This is a genomic window from Roseomonas rosulenta (assembly GCF_016106005.1).
Classification (GTDB): Bacteria; Pseudomonadota; Alphaproteobacteria; order Acetobacterales; family Acetobacteraceae; genus Neoroseomonas; species Neoroseomonas rosulenta.
The window spans coordinates 1-863 of sequence record NZ_JACADR010000603.1 but is presented as its reverse complement, the minus strand read 5'-3'; the positions used below and the strand labels follow the sequence as shown (position 1 = coordinate 863).

The 863-nt window shown below is 54.3% G+C and carries 1 protein-coding gene; it reads left to right on the top strand.

Annotated elements, in window-relative coordinates; translation table 11 throughout:
- Positions 1–765, top strand: a 765-nt coding sequence (locus tag HW578_RS27160; protein WP_198373802.1) for an SMODS domain-containing nucleotidyltransferase, incomplete at its 5' end; no start/stop codon positions are given.
- Positions 766–863 lie beyond the last annotated feature (98 nt).

Here is an 863-nt window from a genome sequence, read left to right as displayed (position 1 = left end):
TACTCGCCTGACGGGAGAGGTGCGCCCACCGCACGACCGGCGGGCTCGAAGACGACCCCCAAGGCCGCTTCCAGGACACCGCCACATCTTCATCAGCCGATCACGCAGGTTTCGCAGAGCTCTCCATGGGAGCACGGAACGATCATCAAGCCAGTCGACGGTGATGAGTTCGATGCCGATCTTTTGGTGTTTGTGGACCCAGTTGAGAACTGGACGGCTGCGGAGTACGTCAAGCAACTCGGAGCTGCGTTTGCAGCCAGTGGAGTCTATAAAGATAAATATAAGACGTGGGATTATTGTGTAACAATCACTTATTGTGGTGAACGAAAGATCGATCTTGCGCCATGCGTGATGGGCCGCCTTCGATCCAATCACCTGGAGGTTTGCAATCGAACTACGGATAGCTTTGAGCAAAGCGAGCCTGTCGAATTCACGCAGTGGCCGAAGCGCCAGAATGGCTATTCCGGTTCAAACTCATTCCGTAAAATTACGCGGCTACTAAAATATCTTCGCGACATTAAGACCACATTTACCTGTCCGTCAGTCCTTCTTACGACTCTTCTCGGAATGCAAATTTCTCGTCGCGATCAAGGAAGCGATGAGTTTACCGACGTTCCGACCACGCTTCGTACCGTGATGCAGAGGCTTGATGATTGGCTTCAAGCACGTCCATTCAAACCAAGGGTCGAAAACCCTTCGCTCCCGACGGAAGATTTCGCTGCTTCCCTTACTCAGATGGACGCCTCCAGAAACCCCTCGCCCTGAAGCCGTTCGGCTGATTCACTGACGCGGATTGGCGCGGGGGATGGCGATGGTTCGGCAGCCGGGGTTCTTCGACGTGGAGGAACGGCTGCGGGAGTTGT